This is a genomic window from Nocardia sp. NPDC052001 (genome assembly GCF_040680615.1).
Taxonomy (GTDB): Bacteria; Actinomycetota; Actinomycetes; order Mycobacteriales; family Mycobacteriaceae; genus Nocardia.
Map to the genome: position 1 here is coordinate 364,310 of NZ_JBFAXC010000002.1, position 20,559 is coordinate 384,868.

The following is a 20,559-nucleotide window of genomic DNA, read 5'->3' on the forward strand; positions in this document are numbered from 1 at the left end:
TTCTAAGATACAAACAGGATGACTGTATGTAACGGTAGCACCGGCGGGAGCGCGATATGCCTCGAATCGAAGACGCGACGGTGCTGCCCTAGACTTCGACGTCGCCATGAACGCTGATCGCCGAACCCAAGCCGAACGCTCGGCCTCCACCCGCGGCGCGGTCATCCGCGCGGCGCGAGAGCTGTTCGGGCAGTACGGATATGGGGCGGTCAGCACGGTCGCGGTAGCGGCTGCCGCCGGGGTCAGCCGGGGTGCGCTCTACCACCAGTTCGGTGAGAAGCGCGAACTGTTCGAGGCGGCGTTCGAAGACCTGGAACGCGATCTGGTCCAGGTGATCGGTGCGGCCGTCGCGGGAGCCCGGGCCACCGACCCGCTGGCGAGCCTGACCGTGGGGTGCCTGGCCTGGCTGGACGCCTCCACCGCACCGGATGTCCGGCGCATCGCGCTGCTGGACGCACCCGCGGTACTGGGGTGGAGCCGCTGGCGCGAGATCGAACTGCGGCACACCATCGGCCTGGTGGAGAACGCGCTGGCCGGTGCCATCGCGGCGGGACGGGTACGCGCGCAACCGGTTCGGCCGCTGGCGCTGATCATCGTCGGGGCACTGGACGAGGCGGCGCAATGCCTGGCCAACACCACCGATTCCGACGCCGAGACCCCGGCCATCCGAGCGGTGATCGAACAGCTGATCGCGGGCCTCGCCGTCGAATAGCTGTAGTCGAGCGAGTGATCGCCGACGCCGCGGCGAATTCGGCAGCCGGATAGGTGATCGCCGATGCCCTCGCCCGATGGCGGGAACGGTGAACGAGCAGTCGGTCATTCGGCTCAACCGTGGCGAAATCGGTGTCAGGGCAGTCGATTCCGGGCCGCTTCCGCTCGGCGTTCGGCGGCCTCGAGCTGCTGTTCTGCGTGTCGCAGGGACTCCTTGGCTGACCTTTCGGCGGCGGCGGTGAAACGGCGTTGTTCCTGGGCCTGCGCCAATTCGTCGCGGAGTTCGGTGATGCGGGAATCGAGGTCTGTCAGTTGGGCGGCGGCGGTGTCGTGTTCGGAACGCGTGGAAAGTACCGTGGCGCGGGCGGATTCGATCTCGGCGAGCGATTCCTTCAGTTCGCGGCGCGCCTCGGCCTGCGCTCTGGCTTGCGCCTTGGACGCACTATCGCTGCGGCCTGAAGCGGTCCGGGGTGCGGACTCGGTGGATTGCCTGCGGGGTGTACGACCGGTCCGTGTGACGTGCGATGGGCTGTCAGGTGTCCCGGCCGCTCCGGAATCCTCTGCGGCACCGCCCGTATCGGGGACGGCGACGAGCCCGGCGGGACCGAATCCTTCGTAACTGGCCGCGGCGGTGAGCGTTCCGGCGCTGACCTGATCGCCGATCTCCGGATCTGCCAGCGCGGCCTGGAGGGTGCCGCCGATATCCCGCAGCACCGATTCGGTGAGTTGCTGTCCGTGTGCGGCGGCCAGATCACCGGCCTTGCGGGTGAGTGCGCTGATCACCTGTTGCCGCTGAGCGCTGAGCGCGCGCAATTGCTCGGCCGAGAGTCGGCGCTGCGCCTCGCGCAGGGCCGCGCCCAGATCCAGTAACGCGGCCACATCCTCGGCGGCTGCGCGGGCCAGCAGGTTCACCGCCCACGCCGCCACGGTGGGCCGCCGCAACTTCCCGATCTCCGCGGCCAGCGCCCTGTCCCCGTCGGCCCGCGCCTGACCGGCCCGTTCGGTGCGCAACGCCACGAAGTCCGCGGGCGCCGCCCCGTAGAGTTCGGCCGCAACCTCGTCCAGCGCCATGAGAGTCAAGCCTACGAGCCCGCCGGATCGGCCGGGCGCATGGTTCGCCCGGGTGTTGCCGGGGACGCCGAAAATCAGTTGCCGGTCGCCGCCGATGGTGGAAACGTGCTGGTGTCCGGTCCATTCACAGCGGGAGATGCCATGCGCCGATTCCTCGATACACCCCAAATCCCTTACCGGACGGTGACTTTCGAGGACTTCGACTCCCATGCATATTCGGCACACCCTCAATATCGGCATCCTGGCGCACGTTGACGCCGGTAAAACCAGCCTGACCGAACGCCTGCTGTTCGATACCGGCGTCATCGACGTGCTCGGTGCGGTCGACGCGGGCAATACCCGCACCGACACCGGGGCGATCGAACGTCAGCGCGGTATCACCGTGCGCTCCTCGGTGGTGTCCTGCACCGCCGACGACGTCCAGGTGAATCTGGTCGACACTCCCGGGCACTCCGATTTCATCGCGGAGGTGGATCGCGCGCTCGCGGTGCTCGACGGCGCGATCCTGGTGCTGTCCGCGGTGGAGGGCGTCCAGGCGCAGACCCGCCGCCTGATGCGAGCGCTGCGCGAAATGCGCGTGCCGGTAGTACTTTTCGTCAACAAGATCGATCGGCGCGGTGCGCGCCGGGACGAACTGCTCGACGATATTCGGCGGTGGCTGACACCGCATCTGATCCCCATGACGGAGGTGTGCGACCTCGGCACCCGGTCGGCCCGCGCACTCGCGGTCTCACCTGCGGCCCCGGAGTTCACCGCTCGCCTGTCGGAGTTGCTCGCCGACACCGATGACGCCTGGCTGGATCGCCTGGTCGACGGGCCGGACCCTACCGCCGCCGAACTGTGGACCGCGTTCGCGGACAGCGTCGACGCGGGCCGTACCCATCCGGTGTACTTCGGTTCGGCCATCAGCGGCCAGGGCATCGACGCGCTCATCGACGGAATGACCGCGCTGCTGCGCCCGCACCCCGGCGATGAGACCGCCGATCCCGAGGGCATCGTGTTCGCGCTCGAACGCGGACCATCCGGTGCCAAAACCGCCTATCTGAGGCTGTTCGCGGGAACGGTGATCCCGCGTCAACAGGTGATCATGCGTCGCCGCGACCCGGATGGCACCGAGAGTTCGTACACCGGCCGGATCACCGCCGTCGAGGTCATCGGCGAGCCTGCCGCCGACCGGTTGCGCGCGGGCGGCATCGCCAGAATCAGCGGCCCGGCCGAGCTACGGGTGGGGGACCGGCTCGGTGCCGAGGGTTCGGAAAACAGTGCCGCACAACACTTTCCCGCACCCACATTCCGCACCGTGGTCAGCTCCGCCGATCCGAGCGCGGCGGCCCGACTGCACCTGGCCCTGCGACAACTGTCCGAACAGGACCCCTTCATCCACGCGACCGCGGCACCCGGCGGCGGCACCGCACTACTGCTGTACGGCGAGATCCAGCAGGAGATCATCGCCGCGACCCTGGCACAGGAATTCGGCATAGCCGCGATCTTCGAACCGTTCCGCCCCGCCTATGTCGAGCGACCGCGCGACAGCGGCGAATCATGCGAGGAAATGGGCAGACGCGCACCCAGCCCCGGCGGCTGGTGGGCCACCATCGGCCTACGCGTCGAACCCGCACCCATCGGATCCGGTACCGCCTTCCGTTACGAGACCGAACTGGGCGCGCTACCGCACGCCTTCCACTGCGCCATCGAGGAGACGGTGCACGCCACGCTGCGCACCGGACCACACGGCAGGCCCGTCACCGATTGCGTTGTCACCCTGACCCGTTCGGGTTTCGTCGGCCCGCTCAGCACCGCCGGTGACTTTCGCGCGCTGACACCGGTGGTGCTGGCCCGCGCCCTCGACGCCGCGGGAACCGAGATCTACGAGCCCTGCCACGCCTTCGAGGCCGAAGTACCCGCCGACACGATCGCACCGGTCCTGTCCTGTCTCACCGAACTCGGCGCGGAGATCGAGGACACCGTGCCCGGCGCGACCGGCTGGCAGCTCATCGGAACCCTTCCCGCGCGCCGGGTGCGCTCGGCCGAACAGCGATTGCCGGGTCTGACCCGGGGCGAGGGCATGTGGTGGTCGCGTCCGTCCGGGGATCGGCCGCTCGGCGCGGGGCCCGAATCGCGAACACGATGGTGATCCGCGCGCCGATTGTCCGCCTCACCCGCCGAATCTGAGTTCCCGCTGGACAATCCGCTTTTCGAGGGGTATCAGAGTGGGTATGGCTACCGATATCAAGGTAGTGCGACGCCGTGGAGGAGGTGGTCCTGGTGTCGGAGAGTCCTCCCACGTCGGTGCGGGCCTGGCGGGTCCGGCCGTGGAATCCCAATCCGCTCATGCGGTTTTCGGATCGATTCGAGGTGGTGGTCCGGGCGCTGGCGGTGGCGGCCGTCGTGGTGGCGATACCGGTATCGGGTGCGATCGGGACCGTGAGCTACACCGGGGCGGCGGCTCGGATCGCGGCACAGGACGCGGGTAAGGAACACGTGGACGCCACGCTCACCGGGGAGACGCTGCGGCTGCCGGCGGCCGACCGGTACGGGGTGCACCAGGACCGGTATCAGGCGCCCGCGACCTGGAATCACGACGGGCACACCGTGATCGCGACCATCGACGTGCCCGCACCGCAGACCGTGGGCAGTACGGTGCCGCTGTGGATCGGCAATGACGGCAACCCCACCATCGCACCCGCACGGCCGGGTGCGGCCGCGGCCGAGGGCGTCGGCACCGGACTCGCCATTCTGGTCGAAAGCTGGTGTGCCGCAGCGGCGACGGTGTGGATCACCGGGACCGTGCTGGAAACCCGGCGCAATTCGCGCTGGGACCGGGAATGGCGGTCGATGAACCGGCCGATCGGCAAGGACAGCCTCTGATCCGGCGGGGACGGCCGCTGATCCGGCAGGGACAGCCGCTGATCAGGCGGGGACGGTCGCTGAGCTGCCAGGGACAGCCGCTGATCGCGAGATGTACGGGCGCGGAGCGGTATTCGCGGTGACCCGCGGTTCAGTATTCGCCGTGCACCAGGTGCTGAGGCGCCTCACCCGCGAGATATCTGCCGATCTGCTCGACCGCGATGGCCCAGCCGCGCTGCTGACTGCCCCGGCTGCTGCCGCCCACGTGCGGGGTGATGAGCACACCCGGCGCATCCCAGAGCGGATGCCCCGCGGGCAGCGGCTCCGGATCGGTGACATCGAGAATCGCGCGCAGACGGCCGGATTCGAGCTCGGCGAGCAGGGCGTCGGTGCGCACCACCGGACCGCGTGCCGCGTTCACCAGGATCGCGCCATCGGCCATGCGGGACAGGAATCGCGCGTCCACCATGCCGGTGGTCGCGGCGGTCACCGGCACCATCAGCACCACGACGTCGAAATCGCCCAGCAGCCCGGGCAATTCGTCCACCCCGTGCACGCCCGCCCGTGCCCGGGTGCCGACCTTGGCGACCGTGGCGTCGAACGCGAGCAGCTTGCGTTCCAGCTCATTGGCGAGATCGCCCGCGCCCACGATGAGAATCCGTTTGCCGGACAGGGTGTCGGTCTGATGCTGGGTCCACCGATGCTCGCGCTGCGCCGCCGCGAACTCCACGAATTCCCGATACACCGTGAGCAATCCGGTCATCGCCCATTCGGCGGTGCTCGCCCCGTGCGCACCGCGCGCGATCGAGAGCATGACCCCCTCGGGCACCTTCCCGACCCACGCCTCCGCACCGGCGGTGAGCAATTGCACCAGTCGCAGTTTCGGCAGCTCCCAGGTCATATGCACCGCTTCGGGGCCGACCAGGAACCCGGGCACCAGCACCTCGGCCTCCTCGGCCCCGGCGGGCAAGGGCTCCCCGAGCCGGAAACGCAACGCCCGCACGCCCTCCAGACGCGCGACCGCCGCGAGGCCGTAATCATCCGGAACGAGCACAGTCACACTCATGGTGGTGACGTTATCGGATGGGCCTCGCGGCGGTCGCGAGCTGTCAATGCTGTCTATTCAATGCTGTCAATGAGGGTTAGTAATACCAGCGCCTGCCGCCGACCGGACGGCCGACCGAGCCGAGCGCCCAGAGCACCAGACCGGCCACCAGCACGATGATGCCGAGCGTGGTCAGCAGCGGAATGCCGACGAGCCAGCCGATGACGAGCAGGACGAGTCCGAGAACAATCATGACGAATTCCTATTTGGAGGTTGTTGCGGGGTTGGCCGGAGTGTCGGCCGACGGCCGGCGCAGGAAGCGGTTCATCGACCACTGCGGCTGCTGCGCGGGGGCGGCGGCCGGCGCCGGCTTCGCCATCACGGGCTGCGCCGCGACCGGCCTGGCGGGCGCGGTATCCGGGACGGGTGTACCGAATTCCTTTCGCGCGGCGGCTATTTCGCGCCGCGACTGTCTCAGGTCCCGGCGTGCGGCGATACCGCGGCGGGAGGTGGTCCAGGTGCCCGCCAGCAGCATGATGAGCCCGCAGGTACCGACGGCGCCGATGAGGATGCCGTACGCGAAAAGTAGGCCCGAGGAGCCCGTGTAGTTATGACCGAAGACGGTGAAACCGCCGGAGAGCAGATGGCTTTCGCCGCTGTTGGCGACTATCCCCGCGACCCCTACGGCCACGGCCGCGACCAGCGCGATGAGCCCGATGATGGTGAACATACTGTCGCTATTCCCGCGGTACGGCACAACAAACCCGCAGGACGCGGGGTTGTCCGGGTTGGCTGGGCGACGCGCCGGGGTTTGCCGGGCGGCTCGCCGGTCATTGCGGAAGTGTTCGCGAAATCCACCCGGAAGGCAGACAGTATGAGCGCCTACACATTCCAACTCCCGCATTTCTCCGCCGATGCCGATCAGGCCGAACGCGCACTGCGCGGGATGGACTCGACCAGTGCGGTGAATGCCGACAAGTCCTCGGAGACCCTCACCGTGAACTCCTCGCTGAGCTACGGCGAGGTGCTGGATGTGCTGCGTCAGCAGGGCATCTCGGCCCAGTAGCGCGGTGCCGCGGTAACGAAGGGATCGCTCCCGGCGGGTCGCCCGCCCGGAATGGCAATCGAACGGCAAACTCCGGGGCATGTCCCCATTGCCCGATTGTCTGCGCGGGTAGCGGCCCGCCGTGGTCTGGCCGCTGTCCGGTGTCCCGGCCCCCATGCTGGCGGTCGGCGGTACGCCGCCGGACGAGCCCGGATGGGCGGTGGAGATGAAATGGGACGGGGTGCGGATCATCGCGGTGTGCGCGGCGGGGGAGTGCGCGCTCTACAGTCGCAACGGCAACTCCGTCGGCTCGTCCTATCCGGAGTTGGTGGCCGCGCTGAAGACCTTGGCGGGTATGGGATCTCTGATCCTGGACGGCGAGATCGTGGCGCAGCGGCCGGACGGCGCGCCCTCCTTCGGGCTGCTGCAGCGGCGCATGCATGTGGCGCGGCCGGGTGAACAGCTCGTCGCGGAGGTTCCGGTGCGGTTCTTCGCCTTCGACATCCTCACGCTGGGGGATCGCGACACCATGCCCGAGCCGTATCTGACGCGCCGGGACATACTGGCCGGACTGGAGTTCACCGACCCGCTCTCCGCCCCGCCGCACTGGCTCGATATGGATGCGGACAGTTTGCTGAATGCGGCTCGTGACCATCACCTCGAGGGCATCGTGTCCAAGCGCGTCGATTCGGTGTATCTGCCCGGCCGTCGATCGCCCGCCTGGATCAAGACACCGCTGCGGCGCAATACCGAAGTGGTGGTTGCCGGTTGGACGCCGGGGACCGGTGCGATGGCTCCCACGTTCGGTTCACTGGTCCTCGGCGCATACGACGAGACCGGTCGATTCGCCTACATCGGCAATGTCGGCACCGGCTTCACCCAGACCGCCCGGCGCATTATTCGCCGCACCCTCGATGAAATCGAGGTCGTCACAAGCCCTTTCGACCCCGCGCCGCCGGAAGCCGCGGCGGGCCGCTGGCACTGGGTGGATCCGATCCTGGTGGGCGATGTGCAGTATCGCGAATTCGCGGGCGCCCGGCTCCGTATGCCGAGTTGGAAAGGTCTGCGCACGGACAAGGCTCCGGCGCAGGTGGAGGTACCTCCGGTGCACTGAGCCCGGCCTATGAACATTGCGTTGCGGCAACACAATTGGCCAAATTCCGAAGAAGCGACCACAATCGGAGGAATGGGCGGCGAAGGGTCACGAAGGCTGCGCGAACTCTCGGCTGCCGATTCACTCGAGCGGTTGGCAAGCGCACAATACGGCCGAATCGTTTTCTCGCGTCGCGGACTTCCGATCATCAGGCCCGTGAACCATATTGTCGAACCGGACGCTGTCGTAGTGCGGGCGAATCTGGGCGCAAGTCTGCTGCGAGGTGACGGGCAGATCGTGGCGTACGAGGCCGACGACTTCGATGAGCACACCCGGCGCGGCTGGAGCGTCATCGTCACCGGCGTGGCCCGGGTGGTGATGGATCCCGAACAGACCCAGCGCTACGAGACGCTGCTGGACCCGTGGATCAATATGCCGATGGACCATGTCATTCGGATCGAGACCGAGATCGTCACCGGACTCGAACTGGTCGACGATCTCGACGCCTGAGGTTACCGATCGGTAGATCCCGCACCTTCCTCACCAGCGCTGGCGGCCCGCCGCCTGTGACGCGCGATACCTCTGCGGTAGCGTGACACGCCGTTGGACCGAGTGCGGCAACCCGCCGGTTAGCTCGGCGCGGCCCACGTGACGCGGTGTGAACCACACCGCTCAGCGGTGCGGCCGCTCGCTCGTGGAAGGAACGTATGACTGCATCGGACAGGCAGGCGCGGGTCACCGAGACCGGCGCGGCCACCACCGACGAGGGCTATTCGCGCGGACTATCCCCGCGCACCATCCAGATGATCGCGATCGGCGGGGCCATCGGGACCGGATTGTTCTACGGCGCGGGCGGCGCCATCGAACAGGCCGGTCCCGCACTCATTCTGGCCTACCTCGCGGCGGGCCTGGCCATCTTCGTCATCATGCGGGCACTGGGCGAACTGCTCACCTATCGCCCGGTCACCGGCAGCTTCGCCGAATACGCGAATGAATTCCTGGGCCGCTTCGCGGGCTTCGCCACCGGCTGGACCTACTGGGCGGTCTGGGTCGCCACCTGCATGGCCGAGATCACCGTGGCGGGCAAGTACGTGCAGTACTGGTTCGACATCCCGCAGTGGGTGACCGCGCTGGTGGTGCTCGGCATCATGTTCGTGGCGAACCTGGTGTCGGTGAAGCTCTTCGGCGAGGGCGAGTTCTGGTTCTCCACCATCAAGGTCACCGCCATCATCGCCATGATCCTGATCGGCATCGGGGTGCTGCTGTTCGGGTTCGGCCACGCCGCCAACCCGACCGTGAGCAATCTGTGGAACGACGGCGGCGTCTTCCCGAACGGGTTCAGTCAGGCCCTGCTGGCGCTGCAGATCGTGCTGTTCGCCTACGTCGGTGTGGAACTGGTGGGCGTGACCGCCGGTGAGGCCCGCGATCCGAAGAAGACGCTGCGCAAGGCGATCAATACGCTGCCGTTCCGCATCGGCCTGTTCTACATCGGCGCGCTCATCGTCATCATGTCGGTGTCCAGCTGGCGCACCTTCCATTCGGGTCGCAGTCCGTTCGTGGAGGTGTTCGAGCAGATCGGCATTCCGGGCGCGGCGGCCATCATCAACTTCGTGCTGTTGACGGCGGCGCTGTCCTCCTGCAATTCGGGCATCTACTCGACCGGGCGCATGCTGCGCAGTCTGGCCCAGCGCGATGAGGCCCCGAAGGGGCTGGGCGAGTTGAGCTCTCGTTCGGTGCCAGCGGCCGGAATCGCGGTATCGGCGGCGGTCATGGTGATCGGCGTCGGCGTGAACTACTTCTCGCCGGAGAAGGCGTTCGGGTATGTCACCTCGGTGTCCACCATCGGCATCATCTTCGTCTGGGGCGTGATCCTGGTGTGCCACATGATCTATCGCGCGCGGGTGCGCGCCGGAGCGCTCCCGGCCAGTGATTACCGGCTGCCCGGTGCGCCGTTCACCTCCGCGGTGGCGCTGGCCTTCCTGGCGCTGGTCGTGGTGCTGCTGTTCTGCACCGAATCGGGTCGCACCGCGGTCGTGGTCGGCGTGGTCTGGGGCGTGCTGGTGTGCGCCGCGTATCCGCTGCTGACCCGGCGTAACGCCCAGCCTGAAAGCGTTTGAACAGCAACACGTTTCAGCCGAACACGGCATGTCGGCGCTCCCGGAGGACTACCTTGCCAGTGAAGGCAATGGCTCCGGGAGCGCGCATGAACGATCCGCGACGGTATGTGGTGATCGGAGGCGGGCTCGCGGGCCTGGCCTCCGCGGTGTGGCTGGCCGAGGCCGGTAAACAGGTCACACTGCTGGAGCGGCGCGGCCGGCTCGGCGGGCGCACCCATGCGCTCGAAGTGCCCGCGCTGCACGATATTCCGGATAACGGGCAGCATGTCATCGCCAGTGGCTATGACCACCTGTTCCGGTACCTGACCAGCGTCGGCACCCGCGATTACGTGGAATTCCCGCATCGAGGCGTGCTGCGCTGGCCGGGCGGGCGCACCACGACCATGGGCACCAAGGGATTTCAGGCCCTGCGCTCACTACTCGGCGCACATCCCGATGCGAGCGCGGGCGATCGGGCTCGGGCCGCGATGGCCACCATGCGCATGGGCTGGCAGAGTCTGCGTCAGCCCGCCGATCTGGCCGATCTCACCACCGATCAATGGTTCCGGCGGCTCGGCATGCCCGCCACCGCGCGTGAGGCGCTGTGGGATTGGCTGGCGCTCGGCATCGCCGCGGAACCGGTGCGACAGGAATCGGCCAAGGTCTTCGCCGATGTGCTCGCCACCGGAATTCGCCTGGGCGTCAAGCATCGCCGGGCGGTCAGCATCGGCTATCCGACCACCGATCTCGATACGCTCTTCGTCACTGGGGCGCACCGGGTCTTCGAACAGTACGGCGTGCAGGTGCGCTATCGCGCTGTGGCCCGGCGGATTCGGATCGAGAAGGGCGCCGTCACCGGTGTGGCGCTCGCCGACGGTGACCTCGTCCCGGCCGATGCGGTGGTGTGCGCGGTACCCAACTCCTATCTCGGCGGACTGCTGGACGAACTGCCCGAACACGATGAGATCTATTCGGCCGCGGATAAATTGGGGTACACCCCGATCGTCAGCACCAACCTGTACCTGGATCGCCCACTGGGCACCGAAGCCGCGATGGAGGCGCTGATCGGCGGCGCGGATGTCATCGACCAGGTCTTCGACCGGCAGCGCATGCACGGGCGCGGCACCGAACACGGCTGGCTGTACTGCCTCACCACCAGCGGGGCCTACGGGCAGGTGCACAAACCCAGTCACGAGGTGGTGGACGAGCAGATGGCACTGCTGCGCCGCTACTATCCGGCCGCCGCGGCCGCCGAAGTGCTGTACGCGCAGGTGGTTCCGATGCCGCGCGCCACCTTCTCCCAGGTGGTCGGCACCGACGGATTGCGCCCGGGCCAGCGCACCTCGATACCGACGCTCGTGCTCGCGGGCGACTGGACCAGCACCGACTGGTCCGCCACCATGGAGAGCGCGGCACAGAGCGCATCCCGCGCGGTGGACCTGCTGCTCGCGCTGTAGTGCCGCCGATTACTCGCGTTCGGCTCGCGGTCGCGGTTCGCGAAAGTAATTGAGTACCAGGCGGGTGATATCGGCGAGGAAGCGTTCGCGCGGGATCGGCGGATCATCGAGCAGATATCGAATGGTGAGATGTTCCACCGCGCGCACCAGCATCCAGGCGGCCGCGTCGAAATCGACATCGGGCGGAACCGCGCGTGAGCGCATGGACAATCCCAGCCGCGCCAATTCGCCGATCTGCTGTTCGAACGCCAGCACCGTCGCGCCGGAGGACAGCCGCGGGGTCTGCTCCACCACCGCGCGCAGCAGTTCACGATGGGTGCCCAGGGCGTCCAGGAGTTCGGAAATAGTCTCGGGCACCGCGATTTCCGGATCGCGGGTCATATTCGCCACCACCCGGGCGCGCACCCGCTCGGCGACCACACCGGTGTACCGCTCGATGACCGCCGCCACCACCGCATCCTTGTTCGGGAAGTACTGATACAGCGATCCGGGACTGATACCCGCCGCCTCGGCGACCCGATTGGTGGAACAGCCGTCGTAACCGTGCGCGATGAGCACCAGCTCACCGGCGTCCACGATCCGCCCGACCATGGCGCGCGAGCGATCCTGCCGCGGCGTTTTCCGGGGTGCGGCAGGCGATTTCGGGACGTGTCGTTTCGGTGGCATGTCATTTCCACTGCGGTTCGGAACGCGAATTGAATGCGAGTAAATATTCGTGTCAGCCTGTGGCCATGGTGACACACGCCGAGGTCGGAAGCGACCCGCACCCCGAACCGGAACCGCTGGGACCGGACTCGCTGACATGGCGAATCTTCGGGTCGCTGTATTACGCGCCGACCGGATTCTTCATGGGCATGGTGCAGAACATGCACCCCGGACTCGGTGCGGGCGTGGAATTCCATTCCGATATCGCGAGCGAGCCGTATCAGCGCGTATTGCGTTCGGCCTATCCGATTCTCGGGGTGGTCTTCGACGGACCGCACGCCCGGCGCACCGCGCGGGAGATCGTCGGATACCACCGCGAGATCAAAGGCGTCGACGCACAGGGCCGCCGCTATCACGCGCTGGATCCGGAGACCTTCTACTGGGCGCACGCGGTGTTCTTCGTGCAGACCCTGCGCACGGCCGAACTCTTCATGGGCGGGCTGAGCGCGCCGGAGCGCGAACAACTCTGGCGAGAGCATTACCGCTGGTACGAGCTGTACGGCATGAGCATGCGGGTGGTGCCGGAATCCTGGCCCGCCTTCCAGCGGTACTGGCGCGATATGTGCCGGGATACCCTCGAACCGACCAAGGCCGCCTGGGATGTGTTCAACCTGATCGACCACGCGCCCGTCCCGCCGTTCCCGGTGCTGCGGCGGCTTCCGGAACCACTGTGGGAGAAGCTGATTCGCCCCGGCGGTGGGCGACTGGTCAAATTCGTCACCGTCGGACTGTGTGATCCCGCGATTCGCCGCACCATGGGCTTCACCTGGACCGCGCGCGATCAATGGCTCTTCGACCGGCTGTGCCGGGCCCTGTCGGCGGCCAATCGGATCACCCCGGCCGAGGTGAACTACGCGTTCCCGCGCATTCGCGCCGCGCGCCGCCGCGCCGCCGGGAAACGGCCGGGCGAGTTACCGCCGCCGGAAGCGCCCCGGGCGCTCTGGCCCGCACCCGAACATCGCGCCGATCCCAAGCACTACTGCCCCGTCCACGCCGATTCCGGCACGGACGCGGTCACCACATTCCGTCAGCTGACAGGGTTTTGAGCAATGCGGCCACAGATTGATCCCCAGCCCGCGACCACGCACCCCTACGACTACTACTACCGTGCGGGCATGCCGCTGCGGCCGCCGCCGCGACGCGCGGTGGCCTCGGACCTCTGGTACGAACCGCGCAAGGCCATGCTCTCACCGTGGATGCCGGTATTCCGCGAGCCCCGCGAGACACCGCGCACCCGGCTCATGGCCGATCACCTCTGGCAGGGCGATGAACCCATGGACGAGGTGGTGGCGGCCTTCCGCAGGCTGGGTACCGCGGGCGGGCGGCGCATGCTGAATCGGGCGCTGGCGCACGGCATCGACAGCGTCGACGATCCGCCCGCCGCACTGGTGAATCTCTTCGCGGGCGTGGACAATCCGCCGGACTGGTACGACCCGGACCTGTGGGAATACGGGCGGCGGCTCTGGGTCAACGTCTCCACCGCCGGGAAAATGGCCATGGGCGTTCAGGACTTCATGGGCACCTTCGTCGGCGCGGAAGTCGCCTCGGCGGTGGGGGAGACGGGGCGCTTCGTACGAGATCCCTACCGCCGCAATCTCGAAACCTCGGTGTGGTTCGGCAGCGTCACCGAACCCGGTGCCCTGGAACGCCGCTCACCGATTCTGCACGACACCGTGCGGGTGCGGCTCATGCACGCCCAGGTGCGGGCCATGCTGCGCCGCCGCTGGGGCGCGGAGCATTTCGCGCTGCACGGCAATCCGATCTCCAACGCCACCACGATGGGCGCGGCCGTCACCTTCGGCCTGACCCCGATCTGCTTCGATCATGTACACGGGAGGCGTTGCACCACAGCGCAACTCGATGCCGTCATGCACTACTGGGCCTATATCGCGCACTGTTTCGGCGTTGCCGACGAGCTCATCCCGCGCTCGGCCGCGGAAGGTATGGAAATGGTCGACTATATGGTCGCCACCGCCGGTGTCGCCCCCGAGCGCACCGCCGCCATGGCAGGCGCGGCGACCCGCGTCTTCACCGATCGATCGCTGCCGGGCCGGGCGCGCATCGCGGCCACCGCGCCGATGGTGGGGGCGCTGGCGTTCTACAGCAGCGAACCGCTGGTGCGAACCCTGTTGGCGGACACCCCGCTTCGTGATGTTCCGGTCCGGCCGTGGATGGACGCGACCGCGATCGCCACCACCGTTGCCGTACGCCTGCGCGCGCTCGATGATCGGCTACCCGGTGCCCGCCGCCGCATGACGCGCCGCACGGCGGGTTCGGATCCGTTCTGGGGGCGCAATATCAAGGTCGCGAAATTCCTGGCCGCCCGCGTCGGCATTCACGGCACCCCGTTCGACCATCACGATGTCTCCGCGGACAGCACGGCGCGCTGTCCCAGCTGAGCGGTCAGGCGGACCCACCCGCGATGGCCAAATACGCGACCATCAGCGTGAAAAGGAACCATCCGGCTCCCTGCCAGATCGGCCAGGCCCCACCGGCCCGCCACTCCCGCAGGGTCAGCACGAACGCCCCGATGCCGCCGAACAGCAACACCAGCCCCGGACCCAGCCCGACGGCCAATTTCGACGCGCTGTCACAGAGCATCGTGTCCGCGTCCAGACACCGCTCCCGCGCGGCGGCCCAGACCGTGGCCCCCGCACCCACCACCGCCGCCAGCGCCAGCACGATCAGTACATAGCGTGCCGCCCGCCGAAGGGTTCGCGGATGCCGCCATCGCTTCTCCACGTCATCCACCACCGCGCACCTCCTCCGCTCCGCCTATCCCAACCCGAACGTACTCCCGCCCGGCCGACCTGACGGGACACCCGTGGCGAGCCCGAGCCGGACTCGCCGGGAGCGTTCGAGTGGTTCGTATGCCGGTCGCCCGGCCGAAACGAGGGCCGGGCGGAGATCCGGCGACCACACCGAGCTCGGCTCGGTCGCACCGAAACGACTGGCGGCGTGCGGGCGCACCTGTCAGCATCGGCTGATGCCGCACTGGGTCCAGGTCCTTCCCGCCTTCATGCTCGCCTGCCTGATTCTGGCCGCGCTGCCGGGTCCGGCCACCGCGCTGTTCCTGCAGCGCTCGGTGCGTGACGGCCGTAAAGCTGGGCTGGCGGCGGTGGCGGGAAACGAGATCGGCGTATTCGGCTGGACGCTGGCCGGCGGGGCCGGATTGTCGGCGCTGCTGGTCGCGAACCGGGTGCTCAGCGTGGGAATTCATATTCTCGGCGCGGCCATGCTGATCTGGTTGGGTATTCAAGCCTGGCGCAGTGCCCGCAGCGCGCGGAGTTCGAAGGCCGAGCAGGCGTTCGGCACCGCGCTCACCTCGGTATTGCCGGGCGGGCACACCCCGGCGGCGGCTTTCCGCGCGTCACTGGTCTCGATTGCCGCCAACCCGAAAGCCGCGGTATTCGGGCTGACGATCCTGCCGCAATTCCTGCCCAGCACCGGCCCGGTCCTGCCGACCGTCATCATTCTGGCCGCCATCCAGCTGGTGATCGACACACTGTGGTGCGTCGGCATCGTCCTGGCCGCCGATCGGGCGGGAACCTGGTTGCGGCGCAACGAGATCCGGCAGCGGGTCGAACGGGCGCTGGCCGCCGTGCTGATCGGCCTCGGGGTCGGACTGGCGGCCGACGCCCGCTGACACCTCCGCAACGCGAGGTCAGGGTGCCGTGGTCAGCAGTGGGAAGTCCTGGCCGCCGACGTAGACGGTGTGGTTGTCCGGCGCGGGAGCGATGGTCGCGTCGGCTATCGCGGTCGCGAAATCCTCGATGGTGGGGAGCGCGCCCTGATCGCGGCGGGCGGTGACGGCGTCGGGGTCACGGCGTTCCAGCAGCCGGACGATAATGGTGCCGTCGATCATGTCACCGGACACCACGGTGAAGGTGATTCCGCGGCTGTCGAATTCGGGGACCATGGCGCGCAGGGCGTCTTCACCCGCGCGCTTGCTGGCGGCGATGGGTTCATAACCGGTGGGGACCGGGCGGGTGGGGGAGAAGTGGGCCTGGTGGCTGGTGACGAAGACCAGGCGACCGCCGCGCGGCAGATGAGGTAGTGCCGTGCGGGTCAGGTGGGCTTGGGCGTCCCGGTTGAGTGTCATGGCGTAATCGGGTGCGGCATCGCGTTCCAAACCGCCCGAGGCGTTCAGGATCAGCACATCCAGCCGCCCGAATTCGGATACGACGCCGTCGATGAGCGCGGTCGCGCTGCCGGGGTCCGCGATATCCGCGCCCGCGGTGGACGCGCTGCCACCGGCGTTCCGGATCTCCGCCGCGATGGTTTCGGCCCGCTTGCGCTTCTCTCGGTAGTTGACCACGACGTGATCGCCGCGCGCCGCCAGCACCCGGGCCGTCTCCGCGCCGATGCCGCGAGATGAACCGGTGATCAACACGATTCGCTTCATATCCGTTCCTCCAACCCCGACGAGTGCTTCTGATTTAGAATCAATATGGTGGTTCTGAATGAGAAGCGCAAGCGAACCGCCCGCCCCCGCACTGGCCGCCATGGAACTGTTCGGCCAGCGCTGGATGCTGCGCGTGGTCTGGGAGCTCGAACCCGGCCCGCTCGGATTCCTGGAGCTGCGCCGCCGCATGGGCAATTGCTCGTCGAGCATGCTCTCGGTGCGCATGCAGCGCCTGACCGAAGCCGGCGTGGTGGTCAAGAAGGCGGATAAGTCATACGAATTGACCACCGCCGGTAAGGAACTCGGGATGGCGCTGAAACCGTTGTGGCAGTGGGCCGGACACTGGGGCGCGAACCTGGAGCGGACCGTCACCGATCACGACGCGTAAGGATTTCGCATGCGCCGCAAGCTGTTCCTCGGTTCCGCCCTGGGCACTGTCGTCCTATTACTGACCGCGGCCGGGCTCTACGTCCTGATGAATTCGCGCACCTATCAGGTGGCGGGGCGAATCGTCCCCCGAGTGGACACCGATCAGCCCGTGGTGGCGCTGACCCTGAACGACGGGCCGGCCGAACATGCCGCGTCCCTGGCCGCTATCCCGCTGATTGCCGCCGGATTGAAGGGGCGCGGCTACACCTTTGTCACTATTTCGGACCTATTGGCGAAATCCGGCAGTACCTGGACCGACAAGATTGTGTCACTGGCTGATATGGGCAGTGCGAACACTTGTGCAGTTGTCCGACTGAACACATACACTGTCTGGGACGTGAATCAGAATGTGGAGAGGTGACACGATGGGAGACCGGACGGTCGTCGCCGACGTCGCCGACGAATTGGCACGGCGGGTGGCATCCGGGCAGTACACGCCCGGTGGACTCATGCCGTCCGTTCGACAGGTGGCCGACGAGTTCGATCTGAATCGTGCGACGGCGCAACTGATTCTGGGACGGCTCGAGTCGTACGGCTTCGTGGACGCGCATCGCGGTAAGGGATTCGTGATCCGCGATGTGCGCGCCGAGGGCGGTGTGGATGTGTACCGGCGACTGTTCCGGCTCTCCATGCCCGAGCCCGAGGTGGCCGCGGAGATGTTCGGCAATATCGTCGAAGAGGAGCGCGGTATCGCCCTGGAGGCGCTGCTCGCCTACACCGGCAGTGACCGCGCGGTCGATCCGAGCGAACTCAAGGCCGATATCGACGAATTGGAAACCCTTGCGCGCGGCGCGGATCCGGATCCGCACCGCATGCTGCGCATCGAGTTGAACCTGCTGCGGCGACTGCTCACCGCGCTCGGGCACGGTATGCAGCGCGCGGTGCTCAACTCCATCGGCGAGATGATTCTCGAGGTGCCCGAGGCGGTGGACGCCTACTTCGCGGTATCGCCGGATCTGCATGTGCTGGTCTGGCGCGCGCTGGTCGCGGTCTGGGAATCGGACAGTGGGCCGAGCGAAGCGCAGCTGGCGCTGTTCGAGGATCTGTTCGGCCTCTACCACCAGAAGGTGATCGCCCGGTTCGAGGAACTGTCCGGCGCGATCCCGGAGGTGGAGAAGACCGTGCACGCCGCGACGGCGTAGGTTCGGGCGGATAGACGAACGCCGGGCCGGTCTTGTCTGAGACGACAGGACCGGCCCGGCGTTGTTCTGTGCGGAGGTTCCGGGAGCCGCGCTACTGCCCGATGACGGCGTTCATGATGGTGCCCGCGCTGGTCGCGATGACGCCACCGACCAGTGCCCCGGCAATCTGCTTCGGTGCGGTGAGCGCACCGCCGCTCCACTTCTCCCAGGCGAATCGGCCGCCCGCGTAGATGATGGCGAGCACCCCGGCCAATAGGACGAACCAGGTGAAATACCGAACCAGGCGCAGCAATTTGTCTGCGACAGGCGGGGTTTCGGGCGTGGGGTTGAAGACTTGGGCCAGATAGTCCTGGGTCAACAGGTCGTGCGCGGTAGTAAGAATCATCTCGGCGCTCTCCACGTGACGGCGGTTTCCTATCCGGAGTACCCGCCGGAGCCCGTATTGCGCAAGAGAATTCAGTTGTTCCGCGTCACCCGGGCAAGCATTCAGTCCACGTCATTATCCGCGGAGAGATAGGCGATGGCCGCTAGATACTGCCGGCACGCGAAGTGTTGATCATGTGCGCGCAGAATGGTCCGGGCCCGGCGATAATTCAGACCGCGCGGTTCGTAATCGCAGTCGTCACCGGAGAGATCGGTGCTGCGGGCGAGCATCTGTGTCATTGGATGCCTCTGGCCGAGGGTGAATGGTTGTCCCGAAGTCTATGAGGCTGCAAGGAGCAGATGCAAGTGCATCTGTACGTTCGAGCACGCGTGTCGGCGGGATTGGTCCGGTTCGGTGTTGTTGTGGCGTATGGGATTACGCGCTATCCGCCACTGTGACGAAATGTCCGGAATGGTGGCGGGGACCTTGCGGCCACCCTGCCATACCGCGCGGGGGCGGCCGCGGGCGACCGGCAACTGTTCGCTATTCCGCCCGTCAGTGGATGGGTGCTGTCGATTCGAGCATCCGCTTTGCCTGACTCGGGGGATGCCGGGGGTGTTCGCCAGAGATTGCCCTGCACGAGTTCCATGACGTCACAAGCGTTTACGGCGCAGACCGTACGGTATGAAATGTCTGAATTTCTTCACAACTTCGCATCGCCACGCCGTTGACCAAGATCAAAGGTGTTGTGTTGCAAAGGATTCACGGAAATCAAGGCATCGATGGCGGGCTACCCGCGTGCTATCGTTCTACTTGCGGTTGCAACTGTAAGAACATTTGACCGAACATTTGCAAGTACTGGGACACCACTCACGGGTGGTACTGGCAAGGAGTCTGAAATGATGGACAATCCGGCAACCCATATCGACCTGGACGTCGCTCAACTCGCTTGGCGCAAGAGCACTTTCAGCAACCCGAGCGGTAACTGCGTGGAACTCGCGAAACTGGCGAACGGCGAGGTGGCCATGCGAAACTCTCGTGATCCGGAAGGATCGGTACTGGTCTACACCCGCCCCGAGATCGAATGCTTCCTGTTGGGCGCCAAGAGCGGAGAGTTCGACGATCTCGCTCTCTGAGCGGTAGCATTGGCAATCGGCGCGGTGGAACGCGACGTTGCGGTTGCGGTTGTGGCCCACTGCCGGAAAACCCGAGCATCGGAGTGGACCCCATGATCGCAGAACCCGTTCCTCACGGTCGGGCGAATTCCGCTGTCGTAGACCGTGGCCCGACCGCTTTGCGTATCGCAGTGGGCGGGCAGCTACGAAAGTTGAGGGAAGAGAACGGCATCACCAGGGAGGCCGCCGGTGAACACATCCGCGGCTCCCATGCCAAGATCAGTCGTCTCGAGCTCGGGCGGACTGGATTCAAGGAGCGCGATATCCGAGACCTGTTGACCTTGTACAAGGTCGACGATCTCGGAGAGCGTGAACAGTTCCTGGATCTGGTGCGCAAGGCGAATGAGCCTGGGTGGTGGCACCGCTACAGCGACCTGCTGCCGCAGTGGTTCGAGACCTACCTCGGCCTGGAGTATGCGGCCAAGTCCATCAGAACCTATGAGGGACAGCTGATTCCGGGCCTGCTGCAGACCCCCGATTACGCCCGCTCCATCGTCGCACTCGGCCATGACGAAGACGGTGAGCGGCGCGTATCGCTGCGCCGGCACCGTCAGGAACTGCTGACCCGTCCGAGCGCGCCCAGCTTCTGGGCCGTGCTCGACGAGGCGGTTCTGCATCGTCCGGTGGGTGGCGCGGCCGTGCTGCGCGATCAGATCCATCAGTTGATCGAACTGTCGAAGCTGCCGAATGTGACCATTCAAATCCTGCCGTACGCGGCCGGGGGTCATGCGGCAGCGGGCAGTTCGTTCACGATGCTCCGCTTCGCGGAGATGGAGTTGCCCGATATCGTCTACCTGGAGCAGCTGACCAGCGCGCTCTATCTGGACCGCCGGGCGGATCTGGAGCTCTACCGCCAGGTCATGGATCAACTGAGTGTGCAGGCCGAAGCGCCGGAGCGTTCCCGCAAACTGCTGGCGGAGATCGCCGACGCGCTCTGATCGGAGAATAGGACCTTACGGATACAGGCTGCGGGG

Annotated in this window: 25 protein-coding genes; 16 read left to right on the forward strand and 9 right to left on the reverse strand. The window is 66.9% G+C overall.

What is annotated here, in order from left to right:
- Positions 1-106 precede the first annotated feature (106 nt).
- Positions 107-712, forward strand: coding sequence for a TetR/AcrR family transcriptional regulator (locus AB0L82_RS09945; RefSeq protein WP_364633441.1), 606 nt, complete (start codon positions 107-109; stop codon positions 710-712).
- Positions 713-846: 134 nt separating this feature from the next.
- Here AB0L82_RS09945 and AB0L82_RS09950 read toward each other — a convergent pair whose 3' ends face one another.
- Positions 847-1,782: a hypothetical protein gene (locus AB0L82_RS09950; RefSeq protein WP_364633443.1), complete on the reverse strand. Its 936-nt coding sequence runs from the start codon at positions 1,780-1,782 to the stop codon at positions 847-849.
- Between the two features lie 208 nt (positions 1,783-1,990).
- On the opposite strand from AB0L82_RS09950, the gene AB0L82_RS09955 reads away from it, so the two are divergent.
- Together AB0L82_RS09955 and AB0L82_RS09960 are read left to right on the forward strand one after the other, a co-directional pair.
- A complete protein-coding gene (locus AB0L82_RS09955) occupies positions 1,991-3,916 on the forward strand; it encodes a translation factor GTPase family protein (protein ID WP_364633445.1) in 1,926 nt (641 codons plus the stop codon).
- Between the two features lie 131 nt (positions 3,917-4,047).
- Complete coding sequence (locus AB0L82_RS09960; RefSeq protein WP_364633446.1) at positions 4,048-4,650, forward strand: hypothetical protein; 603 nt, start codon at positions 4,048-4,050, stop codon at positions 4,648-4,650.
- Between the two features lie 130 nt (positions 4,651-4,780).
- Here the strand turns inward: AB0L82_RS09960 and AB0L82_RS09965 are convergent, their stop codons facing one another.
- From AB0L82_RS09965 to AB0L82_RS09975, 3 genes are all read right to left on the reverse strand, one after another.
- Positions 4,781-5,695: a 2-hydroxyacid dehydrogenase gene (locus AB0L82_RS09965; protein WP_364633448.1), complete on the reverse strand. Its 915-nt coding sequence runs from the start codon at positions 5,693-5,695 to the stop codon at positions 4,781-4,783.
- 76 nt (positions 5,696-5,771) lie between these two features.
- A complete protein-coding gene (locus AB0L82_RS09970; RefSeq protein WP_364633449.1) occupies positions 5,772-5,927 on the reverse strand; it encodes a hypothetical protein in 156 nt (51 codons plus the stop codon).
- A 9-nt stretch (positions 5,928-5,936) separates the two neighbouring features.
- Positions 5,937-6,404, reverse strand: a complete 468-nt coding sequence (locus AB0L82_RS09975) for a hypothetical protein (RefSeq protein ID WP_364633451.1) — start codon at positions 6,402-6,404, stop codon at positions 5,937-5,939.
- Positions 6,405-6,548: 144 nt separating this feature from the next.
- Here AB0L82_RS09975 and AB0L82_RS09980 point away from each other — a divergent pair, with 144 nt between their 5' ends.
- The 5 genes from AB0L82_RS09980 (at position 6,549) to hpnE (ending at position 11,365) form a co-directional block, all read left to right on the forward strand.
- Positions 6,549-6,740, forward strand: coding sequence for a hypothetical protein (locus tag AB0L82_RS09980; RefSeq protein ID WP_364633453.1), 192 nt, complete (start codon positions 6,549-6,551; stop codon positions 6,738-6,740).
- A gap of 121 nt (positions 6,741-6,861) precedes the next feature.
- A complete protein-coding gene (gene ligD / locus AB0L82_RS09985) occupies positions 6,862-7,833 on the forward strand; it encodes a non-homologous end-joining DNA ligase (protein ID WP_364633455.1) in 972 nt (323 codons plus the stop codon).
- Positions 7,834-7,905: 72 nt separating this feature from the next.
- Complete coding sequence (locus AB0L82_RS09990) at positions 7,906-8,322, forward strand: pyridoxamine 5'-phosphate oxidase family protein (RefSeq protein WP_364633457.1); 417 nt, start codon at positions 7,906-7,908, stop codon at positions 8,320-8,322.
- 197 nt (positions 8,323-8,519) lie between these two features.
- Positions 8,520-9,929 (forward strand): amino acid permease, encoded by a 1,410-nt coding sequence (locus tag AB0L82_RS09995; RefSeq protein WP_364633459.1) that lies wholly within the window; start codon positions 8,520-8,522, stop codon positions 9,927-9,929.
- A gap of 86 nt (positions 9,930-10,015) precedes the next feature.
- Positions 10,016-11,365: a hydroxysqualene dehydroxylase HpnE gene (hpnE, locus tag AB0L82_RS10000; protein WP_364633461.1), complete on the forward strand. Its 1,350-nt coding sequence runs from the start codon at positions 10,016-10,018 to the stop codon at positions 11,363-11,365.
- A 9-nt stretch (positions 11,366-11,374) separates the two neighbouring features.
- Here hpnE and AB0L82_RS10005 read toward each other — a convergent pair whose 3' ends face one another.
- Entirely contained in the window at positions 11,375-12,031 is a 657-nt protein-coding gene (locus AB0L82_RS10005) for a TetR/AcrR family transcriptional regulator (protein ID WP_364633463.1), read from the reverse strand.
- 65 nt (positions 12,032-12,096) lie between these two features.
- Between AB0L82_RS10005 and AB0L82_RS10010 the strand changes: the two genes are divergently transcribed.
- Positions 12,097-13,116 (forward strand): oxygenase MpaB family protein, encoded by a 1,020-nt coding sequence (locus tag AB0L82_RS10010; RefSeq protein ID WP_364633465.1) that lies wholly within the window; start codon positions 12,097-12,099, stop codon positions 13,114-13,116.
- A 3-nt stretch (positions 13,117-13,119) separates the two neighbouring features.
- Entirely contained in the window at positions 13,120-14,469 is a 1,350-nt protein-coding gene (locus AB0L82_RS10015) for an oxygenase MpaB family protein (RefSeq protein WP_364633467.1), read from the forward strand.
- Positions 14,470-14,473: 4 nt separating this feature from the next.
- On the opposite strand, the gene AB0L82_RS10020 is transcribed toward AB0L82_RS10015, so the two are convergent.
- Complete coding sequence (locus AB0L82_RS10020; RefSeq protein ID WP_364633469.1) at positions 14,474-14,824, reverse strand: hypothetical protein; 351 nt, start codon at positions 14,822-14,824, stop codon at positions 14,474-14,476.
- 232 nt (positions 14,825-15,056) lie between these two features.
- On the opposite strand from AB0L82_RS10020, the gene AB0L82_RS10025 reads away from it, so the two are divergent.
- Positions 15,057-15,716, forward strand: a complete 660-nt coding sequence (locus AB0L82_RS10025; protein ID WP_364633471.1) for a LysE family translocator — start codon at positions 15,057-15,059, stop codon at positions 15,714-15,716.
- Between the two features lie 18 nt (positions 15,717-15,734).
- On the opposite strand, the gene AB0L82_RS10030 is transcribed toward AB0L82_RS10025, so the two are convergent.
- On the reverse strand, positions 15,735-16,475 hold the full coding sequence (locus AB0L82_RS10030; protein ID WP_364633473.1) for an SDR family oxidoreductase: 741 nt from the start codon (positions 16,473-16,475) through the stop codon (positions 15,735-15,737).
- 58 nt (positions 16,476-16,533) lie between these two features.
- On the opposite strand from AB0L82_RS10030, the gene AB0L82_RS10035 reads away from it, so the two are divergent.
- From AB0L82_RS10035 to AB0L82_RS10045, 3 genes are read left to right on the forward strand one after another with little or no spacing between them, the layout of a single operon-like run.
- A complete protein-coding gene (locus AB0L82_RS10035; RefSeq protein WP_364633475.1) occupies positions 16,534-16,863 on the forward strand; it encodes a helix-turn-helix domain-containing protein in 330 nt (109 codons plus the stop codon).
- A 9-nt stretch (positions 16,864-16,872) separates the two neighbouring features.
- Entirely contained in the window at positions 16,873-17,265 is a 393-nt protein-coding gene (locus tag AB0L82_RS10040) for a hypothetical protein (protein WP_364633477.1), read from the forward strand.
- A 4-nt stretch (positions 17,266-17,269) separates the two neighbouring features.
- Positions 17,270-18,046: a GntR family transcriptional regulator gene (locus tag AB0L82_RS10045; protein WP_364633479.1), complete on the forward strand. Its 777-nt coding sequence runs from the start codon at positions 17,270-17,272 to the stop codon at positions 18,044-18,046.
- Between the two features lie 91 nt (positions 18,047-18,137).
- On the opposite strand, the gene AB0L82_RS10050 is transcribed toward AB0L82_RS10045, so the two are convergent.
- Positions 18,138-18,431 carry a hypothetical protein gene (locus tag AB0L82_RS10050; protein WP_364633481.1) on the reverse strand — a complete coding sequence of 98 codons (294 nt, stop codon included), beginning with the start codon at positions 18,429-18,431 and terminating at the stop codon, positions 18,138-18,140.
- 101 nt (positions 18,432-18,532) lie between these two features.
- Positions 18,533-18,700: a hypothetical protein gene (locus AB0L82_RS10055; protein ID WP_364633482.1), complete on the reverse strand. Its 168-nt coding sequence runs from the start codon at positions 18,698-18,700 to the stop codon at positions 18,533-18,535.
- A gap of 609 nt (positions 18,701-19,309) precedes the next feature.
- On the opposite strand from AB0L82_RS10055, the gene AB0L82_RS10060 reads away from it, so the two are divergent.
- Positions 19,310-19,546, forward strand: a complete 237-nt coding sequence (locus tag AB0L82_RS10060; RefSeq protein WP_364633484.1) for a DUF397 domain-containing protein — start codon at positions 19,310-19,312, stop codon at positions 19,544-19,546.
- 92 nt (positions 19,547-19,638) lie between these two features.
- Entirely contained in the window at positions 19,639-20,523 is an 885-nt protein-coding gene (locus AB0L82_RS10065) for a helix-turn-helix transcriptional regulator (protein ID WP_364633486.1), read from the forward strand.
- Positions 20,524-20,559: the final 36 nt, after the last annotated feature.

What these genes read in the sequence shown, in the direction of transcription:
- AB0L82_RS10025 (WP_364633471.1), top strand. Translation starts at nt 15,057, where the DNA reads ATGCCGCACTGGGTCCAGGTCCTTCCCGCCTTCATGCTCGCCTGCCTG.
- AB0L82_RS10030 (WP_364633473.1), bottom strand. Translation starts at nt 16,475, where the DNA reads ATGAAGCGAATCGTGTTGATCACCGGTTCATCTCGCGGCATCGGCGCG.
- AB0L82_RS09975 (WP_364633451.1), bottom strand. Translation starts at nt 6,404, where the DNA reads ATGTTCACCATCATCGGGCTCATCGCGCTGGTCGCGGCCGTGGCCGTA.
- AB0L82_RS09955 (WP_364633445.1), top strand. Translation starts at nt 1,991, where the DNA reads ATGCATATTCGGCACACCCTCAATATCGGCATCCTGGCGCACGTTGAC.
- AB0L82_RS10005 (WP_364633463.1), bottom strand. Translation starts at nt 12,031, where the DNA reads ATGCCACCGAAACGACACGTCCCGAAATCGCCTGCCGCACCCCGGAAA.
- AB0L82_RS09945 (WP_364633441.1), top strand. Translation starts at nt 107, where the DNA reads ATGAACGCTGATCGCCGAACCCAAGCCGAACGCTCGGCCTCCACCCGC.
- AB0L82_RS10045 (WP_364633479.1), top strand. Translation starts at nt 17,270, where the DNA reads ATGGGAGACCGGACGGTCGTCGCCGACGTCGCCGACGAATTGGCACGG.
- AB0L82_RS10040 (WP_364633477.1), top strand. Translation starts at nt 16,873, where the DNA reads ATGCGCCGCAAGCTGTTCCTCGGTTCCGCCCTGGGCACTGTCGTCCTA.
- AB0L82_RS09980 (WP_364633453.1), top strand. Translation starts at nt 6,549, where the DNA reads ATGAGCGCCTACACATTCCAACTCCCGCATTTCTCCGCCGATGCCGAT.
- AB0L82_RS09990 (WP_364633457.1), top strand. Translation starts at nt 7,906, where the DNA reads ATGGGCGGCGAAGGGTCACGAAGGCTGCGCGAACTCTCGGCTGCCGAT.
- AB0L82_RS09950 (WP_364633443.1), bottom strand. Translation starts at nt 1,782, where the DNA reads ATGGCGCTGGACGAGGTTGCGGCCGAACTCTACGGGGCGGCGCCCGCG.
- AB0L82_RS10010 (WP_364633465.1), top strand. Translation starts at nt 12,097, where the DNA reads ATGGTGACACACGCCGAGGTCGGAAGCGACCCGCACCCCGAACCGGAA.
- AB0L82_RS10065 (WP_364633486.1), top strand. Translation starts at nt 19,639, where the DNA reads ATGATCGCAGAACCCGTTCCTCACGGTCGGGCGAATTCCGCTGTCGTA.
- hpnE (WP_364633461.1), top strand. Translation starts at nt 10,016, where the DNA reads ATGAACGATCCGCGACGGTATGTGGTGATCGGAGGCGGGCTCGCGGGC.
- AB0L82_RS10035 (WP_364633475.1), top strand. Translation starts at nt 16,534, where the DNA reads ATGAGAAGCGCAAGCGAACCGCCCGCCCCCGCACTGGCCGCCATGGAA.
- AB0L82_RS09970 (WP_364633449.1), bottom strand. Translation starts at nt 5,927, where the DNA reads ATGATTGTTCTCGGACTCGTCCTGCTCGTCATCGGCTGGCTCGTCGGC.
- AB0L82_RS09965 (WP_364633448.1), bottom strand. Translation starts at nt 5,695, where the DNA reads ATGAGTGTGACTGTGCTCGTTCCGGATGATTACGGCCTCGCGGCGGTC.
- AB0L82_RS10050 (WP_364633481.1), bottom strand. Translation starts at nt 18,431, where the DNA reads ATGATTCTTACTACCGCGCACGACCTGTTGACCCAGGACTATCTGGCC.
- AB0L82_RS10060 (WP_364633484.1), top strand. Translation starts at nt 19,310, where the DNA reads ATGATGGACAATCCGGCAACCCATATCGACCTGGACGTCGCTCAACTC.
- AB0L82_RS09995 (WP_364633459.1), top strand. Translation starts at nt 8,520, where the DNA reads ATGACTGCATCGGACAGGCAGGCGCGGGTCACCGAGACCGGCGCGGCC.
- AB0L82_RS10055 (WP_364633482.1), bottom strand. Translation starts at nt 18,700, where the DNA reads ATGCTCGCCCGCAGCACCGATCTCTCCGGTGACGACTGCGATTACGAA.
- AB0L82_RS10015 (WP_364633467.1), top strand. Translation starts at nt 13,120, where the DNA reads ATGCGGCCACAGATTGATCCCCAGCCCGCGACCACGCACCCCTACGAC.